Raw genomic sequence first — 10,150 nt, 5'->3', positions numbered from 1 at the left:
CAGCACTGCTAAATATGAAAATCTAATAGTGGGTCATGCATTGCACAAAATAGGAGTTAACCCCAGAAATATCATTAAATTATCTATTACAAATTCAAACAACTTCAAAATCAATCATTTCATTGCATTTGTACTCGTCAGTATAGCTTAGGCTATGATTCCTCGTTCAAATACTTGATTTTATTATTGTTTGAACCTTCATGACGGCACCCTAATGACATATCTGGGAAAAACACCCCCTGTTGCACAATAAACAAGCAGGAGGTGTTTATTACTAACTATACCAATATCTTTTAAGGCACTAGCTTTTTAATTTATTCCAATGACCAACGCCAACTAAACTTCTTTTAAAGTATGTAAATCAAACATATCGACACATCAACAATTCAACATTGGGTCTTTACTTCACAATAACTTCATCGGAGAATAACCAGGCTTTTCCTCCGGCTGCCGGATGCCACTCTGGACATACGCCAACGCTCTCAGCCACAATTCGAACATATCGAACTTTAACAACATCAAAGCTGGCGGGATAATCAACTACCTCGTTTACATCACTTTTTGTCACACCTGGTTCGAATGCAGCTACTTCTTTGAATGTTTTACCGTCGACAGACACCTCATATTTCACCTTTTTTGGACCAAATACCCAGGACATCGGGGCGTTTTTAAACCTTGAATTAATATAGCTGATTTCTATTAACTCGCCCATGTCAATTGTCAGGTCAATAGGCTTTTCTTCAACACCAACCTCTACGCCTAAAAAGCCATTGGTTAAACCATATTTACCACCACCATCGTATTGAGGAGCATGTGCATATTTCAGGTCATATGGTTTGCCAAATGCTTTGTGAAAGATGATTTCCTTTTCTGAAACATGAGTGGTTGTGCCATCATCTTTAAACTGGCAGGCCATAATATGTGCATCTTCTTTCAAACTGAACGAACCATTATAAACCGGACTTTGCTGAGTTGGTTCACTTCCATCTTTTGTGAAATAGATTGGATTTAGTCGCTCTGAAACAAATTCGATATCGGCACTTTTGTTGGTATAATCTGGTTCTACATTGATGCGAACATGGTAGCTTATATCACCAGGTACCACATCGTACTTTTCAATAGAGGAAAGCACATGATTAACGCGTCCGTAAAAATCTTCCCACTCTTTGATTGACGGGCTCCATGCCACCTCCGCGATTGCAAAAACACGTGGAAACAGGTTATACTGAATGTGCTCAAATTCCGGCATATATTCGCTCCACATATTCGCTTGCACACCAATCACATGATGTCTTTTCTCAGAGGAAATATCAGTTGGGATTGATGGGAAAGTATATACATCTCGGAGTGTACTAATCCCGGGATGTCCGGGTGATGCTGTTAAATGATTCTGCGTGTGATTAAAATAATACGGAAACATTGGTGTCATCACCACATCATGACCAGCTTCGGCAGCTTTAACACCGCCAGCAACACCTCGCCACGACATGACTGCTGCACTTTGCGCCAGACCACCATCCAGTATCTCGTCCCACCCGATTAAGCGACGATTATGCTTGTTCAGGAATTTCTCAATGCGATTAACAAAATAACTTTGCAGTTCATGTTCATCATGAGCACCTTCTTCTTTCATACGCTTACGGCAATCGGGGCAAGCCAGCCAGGTATCTTTAGGTGTTTCGTCGCCACCAATATGTATAAATTCTCCGGGAAATAGTTGCATTGTTTCTGTCAGGACATCTTCCAGAAACTGAAATGTTGATTCCTTACCGGCGCAATAAACACCGGCCGATACGCCTGCCTGTTCCCAAATCTCTAATTCACCGGCATTATCACAGTAATACTCTGGGTAGGCAACAAGAGCAGCGGCAGAATGTCCGGGTAACTCTATCTCAGGTACAATTGTGATATTACGCTCAGAAGCATAAGCTACTATTTCTTTCACATCTGCCTGTGTATAATATCCACCGTATGGTTTGGTATTCTGTTTATTTAATCCTTTTTCCTGATTGGCTGTAAAACCAACATTCTCGCGCCAGGCTCCAATCTCTGTTAACTTTGGATATTTCTTGATTTCTAATCGCCAGCCCTGATCATCAACCAAATGCCAGTGAAAAGTATTGAGCTTATTCATGGCCATGTAATCTAGAAATTCTTTAATCTCATCTACATTAAAGAAGTGGCGCGATACATCAAAATGCATTCCCCGCCAGGCAAAGCGCGGATAATCAACAATCTCAACTTTGGGTATTTTAACCTTATTATTTTCAACTGATAGCAATTGACGCAATGTCTGTGCTCCATATAATAATCCACTTTTTTCAGTCGCTTCTACCAATATTTGCTTTTCATCAACTGTCAGACGATAGCCTTCAGAAGGTATTTCACCATCAGAAGAAATAGAGAACTTAAGTAATCCATTTACGGCGAACATTAATTCAATTCCTTTTTCAACAGCTAATTGCTTGTTAAGAAACTGTACAACAAATTCATCTTCGGAAGTAACAGTCAATTGCTCAACCGGAATGTTTAGTGTACCCTCATGCTGAATAATATCCGCTGGATAAGGAATTAAATTTAGTTTCATTTCTTCATTTTTCGACTGACAGCCAATTAGTAAAGTGCTTATTACAATTGCACCAAGTTGTTTTATTTTCATAAGGTTCATTTTAAGCGTCATGTAAATCGCTATCGTATCAACTTTTGCATCAGATAGTGGTTTAATGACCAATCGCTTACCAGTTAAAGTCTTCTATTTCCATTTTTCAATCTCTTCTTTCACGATCTGCCAATGCTCATCATTCATTTCGTATGGTGTAAATACACTAATTCCGGCAGCTCCACCATTTTTTGATGCTTGTATTGCTAATCTGAATTCTTCAGGTGTTTCAAAAGCCGGCATGTATAACCCACTATACAATGGAACTCTTCCATTTAATGCCTCAACTCCTTCAATACATGATTGCTCAATCCAATCAATTCCTTCCTGATAAAAACTGTTGTAGTTCATTGGGTAATAAGCGTCCAATGCCCATTTATCCCATTGTTGGCGAACCAGTTTTTTTGAGATGGCAGGTGTTGGAAATACAGCTGCATTGATTTTATTTCCCTTAGCATGAACAGCTTTTGTTAATGCATCAACAGTCTCAGTAACCATATCGTATCGGAACTGACGCCAACGCTCATTATCCGGTGCAACATCTCCAAATGCAGAAGCATCTTCACCGGTTTCTTCTTTATAGCGTTCGATACAATCATCACAATAACAGAAATCGTATTCTGCATATTCCTTATCCATCACTAATCCGTATACATCCCAAAGATCACGAGCCAATATAACATCAGAATGACGGATATAATCAAGGTGAACACCATCTATATTTGGTACCACAGCCAAATCTTCAACAAAATTTGTTAGGTAAGCACGAACCTCTGGTTTCGTAGGACAAAGCCACTTGTAATAATCAATAAAGGGAGGATGCTCTGCTGTTGATTTTCCATCACGACTTACCGTATACCAGTCAGCATGCTCACTTAGTAATTCTTTATTATAACGGCGCAAAATGGTTTGCCAGGCATGTAATTCCAATCCATGTTTATGTGCGAGCTCAACTGCTGCTGCATATTTCTCTAATGGACACTGGTACATCACACCATCAAAACCTGTTTCTTTCAGACGGATAAACATTTTCTCCAGTTCTTCTGTGCCTTCATTTTTACCTTCGCCCATCCACACATAGTGTTTGGAAGACGATTCTTCTGGGGCAGGCTGACATGCTGTTAATAACATCAGTGATAACACGAACAGGAAACCGATGAGCTTACTAAATAACTTCATAATGATACATTTTAGAGGTTGTACATTCTAAGGTCAGCCTTTTATTTTAAAGTGCGAAATATAGTTTCCTTTACAGACACCGAATTGAAATCTTGTTACAGATAATTGAACAAATGTGCCGTATCTTTTTTCTTTTGATGATACTAATGTTGTAAACAGAAAATGCGTAAAACAGAACAGACTGACATTATGATAGTTGGTCAGGGATTGGCTGGCACATTACTTTCATATCATTTGTTTAAGAAAAATGTAGATCATAAAGTCATTGATACTCCTTTGGAAGGGAGTGCTTCGCTGGCAGCAGCCGGATTAATTAATCCGATTGTTGTAAAACGAGTCACTAAAACCTGGCGGGCGGACCAATTTCAGCCTTATGCACATCATCTTTATCAGGAGCTGGAGAGTTTCCTTAATAAGCGTTTTTATTATCCAATGCCTATTAAAAAGATTTATGGCAAGGATGATGAAATGTTCTGGCAACATCAGAATCAAAAAGAAGGTCTGAAGCATTACGTATCAACAGAAGCAAGGTATGATCTGCCCAAAGGTATTTGTCAGCCCAATGGATATGGAACCATCCATCCGTGTGCACGACTGGATATGGCAACAATGATAAAGAGTTATCGTCAGTTCCTGAAAGAGCGAGATGGATTAATACAAACTCAGTTTAATGATGAAGACATTATTCTGACTAATGGTGGTATTCGGTGGCAATATTTGACTGCTAAAAAAGTAATTTTCTGTCGCGGGAGTTTTGATGCAAAAAGTCGTTTTTTTCAACATCTTAAATGGAACAATACCAAAGGTGAATTACTGGATGTTCAGATACCACAACTTAAGTTGGATTATATCTTAAGCAAAGGTGTATTTGTGATGCCGGTGGGGACTCATCATTTTAAAATAGGTGCTACATATGCTCATCATTGGGATTTGCTTAAGCCGACTGTAGAAAAACAAAAAGAGTTGCTTGACAAATGGTCAGTCATCTCCGATTTACCAATTAAAATCAATAAACAACTAACAGGTGTTAGACCAACGCTTGTCGACAGACGACCGATAATGAACTTTCTTGATGAATACCCACAGATAGGGATTTTTAACGGATTAGGTTCAAGAGGTGGACTAATGGCACCAAGCTTAGCAGATGAGGTGAGCGATAAAATCCTGATGTCTCAATTTTAGCAATACATATCAGGGTTTGACCAATATTTCCTATTTTGCAGGCTTATCAATTTACACTGGTGAGTCATTCTTCTACCATATGGTCAATGCGGATAACCTTGATACTTATAGTGTGTTGGGTTTCCTTGATATCATGGGGGCAAAATGCCAAACGTTTCGAACGCTTTTCAACCCTCGATGGTCTGGGCAACAACTTCATTTCCGATATTGCAACAGACTCCAAAGGCTATCTGTGGTTAGCAACCTATGATGGTTTATCGAGGTACGATGGATACGACTTTGTCAATTTTAAACCTGATCAGGGCAGTCAGCTTTATGCCGGATCTAATATCATTAATGTATTATCGCCTGATGATAAAGGAAAAATCTGGTTTGGTACTGTTGGCACCGGATTATCGGTAATTGATCCTGAATCGGGTGAATTTAAAAATTACCATGCGCTTGGACAGGAGGGACAACAGTTATTTGGAAATGATGTGACGGCCATCTGTCATAACGGGCAGCACGTATGGATTGGAACTTCAAAGGGCTTAAACATTCTGGATACTACCAACGATTCAATAAAGGCCTTTCCTCTTCCTTTATCTGGAAGTTCTAATCATATTAGAGCACTTTTAGGGTTTAAAGATGGTTATGTCTGGGTAGGAACCAATCAGCGATTAAATCTGCTCAAGCTGGAAAATGGCAAACTGGTTTCATTTTCAGATATTGATTACAATCAGGAGGCATTCAGAGGATCTGTCAATCACATTTATCAAGATTATAAGAAACGTTTTTGGGTCATATATTCACGGGGAGCCTACCAGCTTGAATTCGATTCCACAAATCATTTATCTGCTGCGTGGTCGCTAAATTCGGCAAAGGTAAGAGAGCAAACTGGTATTCATTCTTCTTTTAATTCAATTATCCAGGAATATAATAATCGCTATTGGATAGCCACAAATAATGGATTAATAAGTTTCGATAGTGGTGAAGAGGGAGAACTTCAGATCAATTGGTCAGGAAACGAAATGTTCAATACCGAAAGTCTTTCAGGAAACAACATTACCAGTTTATGCAAAGATCGGGAAGGTGTTATTTGGTTGGGTACACGATTTGGCGGATTAAACAAATTTGATCCTTACAAACAACCTTTTGCCAAGTATATAAAAAGAGAAGGTGATTCAGCTATTATGCGAAGCAATGATGTACGCACGCTATTGGAGGATCAACAAGGAAATATCTGGATAGGTTATCGAAACGAAGGTTTAGATCGATTTAATTCCGGGCAGGGGATTGTTGAGCATTTTACAGCAACACTGAAAAACGAAAGAAAACTGCCGTCTAATGTTATCAGGGGTATGTTTGAGGATAGTGATGGACATTTATGGCTCGGGTCATCGGCAGGTGTTTCAATGTTGGTAAAGGCCGGAGCATCTTATCGTGTCGAGACGATCACTCAAAATATTTCAGAACAACTGGGCCCGATTGGAAGCGTTTATGAATTCTACGAAGATTCCAAAAACCGCTTCTGGATTGGTTCAACTGATGGTTTAATTTTATATGACAGGACATCAGGAAAAGCCCGTTTGTATAGACATGAGATAGACTCAAACGTTGGAAACCGGAATTTTATACGCAGCATAACTGAAGATGATCAGGGGTACATTTGGCTGGCTTCTGATGGAGCTGGCATCGATCGGTTTAATCCTGAGACAGGTCAGTTTACTAATTACAGGTCGCTTTTAAAAGATCCATTTTCTCTTTCCAATAATAAGGTCTATTGCGTTTTGTTTGATTCTCAGAAGCGTTTATGGGTAGGTACTCACAGCGGTCTCAATTGTCTGGAACCCGGCAGTGAAGGATTTAGATTATATACCGAATCAGATGGTCTGGTCAACAATGTTATATATAGTGTCAACGAGGATAATGAAGGATATATATGGGTTTCAACAGCCAATGGTTTATCCAGGATTTCTCCGGATACGGAAAGTATCAACAATTACCTGCAAGGCTTTGAGTTTTCTGACGATGCCTGGTGGCAAAATGGTAAAGGAGAATTGTTGTTAGGTGGATTAAATGGGTTTTACAAGTTTGACCCAGCTCATATGGTCAATAATAAGGTAGCTCCTAAGGTGTATGTGAAAGGTTTTAGTCTTCAGAATAAACCTGTAAAAAAGGGACAAAGAGTCAATAAACGTGTGTTATTGCATAAACTGATTACGCAAACCGACAGTATTGAGTTGGCACATGATGAAAATTTCTTCACATTCGATTTATTGTCTATCGCCTTGTCAAAACCAAGGCAGGTTCATTACCAGTATCAATTAGAGGGGTTTAATAATGATTGGATTGATGCTGATTACCAGGAAAGAAAAGCCGTTTTTACCAACGTACCATTCGGGCATTATAAGTTTAAACTTCGGGCAGCTAATGCTGATGGTATCTGGAGTGAAACAAAAATAATTCACATCACAATACATCCGGCTTATTATCAAACCATTTGGTTTAAAGTCATAATATTAGTAGCATTAGTGCTATTAGTATTTGTGGGGTATCGTTTACGCTTGAGGAACTTAACCCTACAAAAGAATAAGCTGCAATCAGAGGTTGAAGAAAAAACGAAAGACCTGAGGTTTCAGAAAGAAGCGATTGAGAAGCAAAACGAAGTTCTTGAGAGACAGAAAAAGGAAATTGAAGAGCAGCGAGATAAAGTGGTAGAAATGACGAAGCAGGTTCATGAGGCTGATGAGCGTAAAATACGTTTCTTCACAAGTATATCACATGAAATCAGAACTCCGTTAACATTGATTTCAGCACCCATTGAGAAGCTGCTTAGCACAATTGATTCAAGAGATAATAAATTGCATGACCTGAAGCTGGTACAACGTAATACAAAGCGTTTACTTAGCCTGGTGAATCAGTTGCTGGATTTTCGTAAGATTGACACTGGTCACATGACGGTTCGAACTCAGAAAGGTAAACTAGATGACTGTATCAGAAACATCTATTCGAACTTCGTACCTTTAGCTGAAAAGAAGCAGGTAGAATTTACCTTGCAGCAATCCTCACATTCATTTGAGGTTTGTTTTGATGCCGATGTGGTAGAGAAGGTAGCGGTTAACCTCATCAGTAATGCTTTTAAGTACACGCCTGAAAACGGTAAGGTTCAATTGATATTGGAACAACAGGAAGGTCAAAGTATAATCTTATCAGTTTGTGATACGGGTCCTGGAATTAAAGAGGAAAAAAAAGAAGCAATATTTAAACGTTTCTATCGCGATGCGCAAGGCAATGAGAATACAACCGGAACCGGAATTGGTTTGGCACTTGCAAAGGAGTTGGCCATCTTACATGGAGGAGATATCTATGTCAAAGACAATCCTGGAGGAGGTAGTTGTTTCGAATTTATATTCCCCATCATTGAAGACGCTGATAATACCTTGGCTCAAGTTGAATTAATTAATACAAACCATCTTAACCAACAATCTCTTCCTGAGATGAAGGAAAACTTTTCTGTATTGATCATTGAAGACAATGATGATTTGCGTGATTTTATAAAGACCTCAATAAAATGTGAAGAGATTTATGAGGCACCGGATGGAGAAACCGGTGTTGAGCTAGCGTTTGATAAAATCCCAGATATTATTGTTACCGATGTGCTCATGCCTGGCAAGAATGGTTATGAGGTTTGCAGGATCTTAAAACAGGATGAGCGAACTAACCATATCCCTGTTATTTTATTAACAGCATTGGGCTCAGAAGAAAATCAACAAATTGGGATTGATTGCGGAGCTGATGATTACATCGTCAAACCATTTAATCATCGAATTCTTGCCGGCAAGATTCATAATGTCATGATGGCCAGGCAACAATTTAAAGCAAACTTTCAGAAGAAATTAACATCCAATGTTGATGATATTCAACCAGACTGGAAACAGAATCTTCCGCCGTTCTTAAAAAAAGTCATTTTTTCAATACAGGAGCATGTTGAAGATCCAGCCTTTGGAGTAGAGGAACTGGGAAATCAATTAGGAATGAGCCGTTCAACACTTTATCGGAAACTAAAATCCCTGAGCGACAAAAGCGCAGTTGAGTTTATCCGTGAAGTTCGCATGCGTATTGCTCTTGAACTGATACAGAATGATCCGCAAATGATGGTTGCCGAATTAGCCATGAAAGTTGGTTTTGAAGATGTCGATTACTTCCGTAAGTGTTTTAAGAAACAGTTTGGCAAAACGCCTCGTGAGATGGGGTTGTAATACATTAATGACTTTTGCCTTATCTGGTCCATACAATATGAGCAATCGTTTTTAACGATCGTAATCACTTCCCTATTTTGCTTTTGAAGAAGGAGAATGACGCAAAACCTTCCCTCTGAAGATTGGGTGAGAAGTATAATTTATGGTTTAAATCCAATTGCCGTGAATCGGGAGATTACAGGAGTAAAAAACACCATCGGTAAACCAATATTCTCAACCTTTCTGGCTATCTTGCTGTTTCATTTTTGGAAAGAAAAACTAACTAAATCGAACAGTAAAATATGAAGGGTATTTTATTAGTCAATATGGGCGGACCACAGTCATTAAGCGAGATGCGTCTTTTCCTTAAAAACATGTTTAGTGATAAATATATATTGCCACTGCCATTCGGAGTAAGACAATTTGTTGCCAATATGATTGCTAAAAAGCGGCATCCTTCATCCTGGCAAAAATATCAGCTTATTGGTGGGACCCCAATTATAAAACATACCGAAGCAACTGGAAAAGCCTTAGCTGAAAGCTCTGGCATACCTGTTTATACGGCCTACTCGTACACACCACCGTTTATTTCTGATGTAATGAAACAGATGGTTAATGACGGTGTTGAGTCGGTTGATGTTTTAACCATGTATCCACAGGCCAGTGATACCACAACATCATCTGTTTTTACTGATGTTAAGAAAGCCGCTAAACATCTTAATGGTCTGGAAATTCGTGAAATATGCGACTACAGTGTTCATCCTAAATTCCTTGAATACTGGAAGACTTTAATAGAAGAACATATCGCAAAAGAGGGTGTGGAGAATCCATTATTGTTGTTTACAGCACATGCCATTCCAATGTATGGCGTAAAGCGTGGTGATAAATATCCGGATACTGTTCGTCATAT

General features: G+C 39.0%; 5 protein-coding genes. 3 read left to right on the top strand and 2 right to left on the bottom strand.

What is annotated here, in order from left to right:
• Nucleotides 1-400: 400 nt before the first annotated feature.
• The gene (locus AC4MRQ_RS22910) at nt 401-2,659 is read right to left on the bottom strand and encodes a glycoside hydrolase family 20 protein (RefSeq protein ID WP_491200059.1); all 2,259 of its coding nucleotides are present in this window, start codon (nt 2,657-2,659) and stop codon (nt 401-403) included.
• Between the two features lie 93 nt (nt 2,660-2,752).
• The gene (locus AC4MRQ_RS22905; protein ID WP_491200058.1) at nt 2,753-3,838 is read right to left on the bottom strand and encodes a family 10 glycosylhydrolase; all 1,086 of its coding nucleotides are present in this window, start codon (nt 3,836-3,838) and stop codon (nt 2,753-2,755) included.
• Nucleotides 3,839-4,000: 162 nt separating this feature from the next.
• Between AC4MRQ_RS22905 and AC4MRQ_RS22900 the strand changes: the two genes are divergently transcribed.
• The 3 genes from AC4MRQ_RS22900 to hemH all read left to right on the top strand — a co-directional run.
• On the top strand, nt 4,001-5,020 hold the full coding sequence (locus AC4MRQ_RS22900) for an NAD(P)/FAD-dependent oxidoreductase (RefSeq protein WP_491200057.1): 1,020 nt from the start codon (nt 4,001-4,003) through the stop codon (nt 5,018-5,020).
• Nucleotides 5,021-5,106: 86 nt separating this feature from the next.
• Nucleotides 5,107-9,261 carry a two-component regulator propeller domain-containing protein gene (locus tag AC4MRQ_RS22895; RefSeq protein ID WP_491200056.1) on the top strand — a complete coding sequence of 1,385 codons (4,155 nt, stop codon included), beginning with the start codon at nt 5,107-5,109 and terminating at the stop codon, nt 9,259-9,261.
• A gap of 281 nt (nt 9,262-9,542) precedes the next feature.
• Nucleotides 9,543-10,150 (top strand): ferrochelatase (gene hemH, locus AC4MRQ_RS22890; RefSeq protein ID WP_491200055.1); only part of this gene is annotated, 608 nt, incomplete at its 3' end.

The sequence above is a fragment of the Carboxylicivirga sp. genome (assembly GCF_982718395.1).
The sequence above is the reverse complement of the archived record's forward strand: the minus strand, read 5'-3'. Positions and strand labels throughout refer to the sequence as shown.

Excerpts from the sequence above, each read along its gene's own strand:
- AC4MRQ_RS22905 (WP_491200058.1), bottom strand. The coding sequence starts at position 3,838 with ATGAAGTTATTTAGTAAGCTCATCGGTTTCCTGTTCGTGTTATCACTG.
- AC4MRQ_RS22895 (WP_491200056.1), top strand. The coding sequence starts at position 5,107 with ATGCGGATAACCTTGATACTTATAGTGTGTTGGGTTTCCTTGATATCA.
- AC4MRQ_RS22900 (WP_491200057.1), top strand. The coding sequence starts at position 4,001 with ATGCGTAAAACAGAACAGACTGACATTATGATAGTTGGTCAGGGATTG.
- AC4MRQ_RS22910 (WP_491200059.1), bottom strand. The coding sequence starts at position 2,659 with ATGAAAATAAAACAACTTGGTGCAATTGTAATAAGCACTTTACTAATT.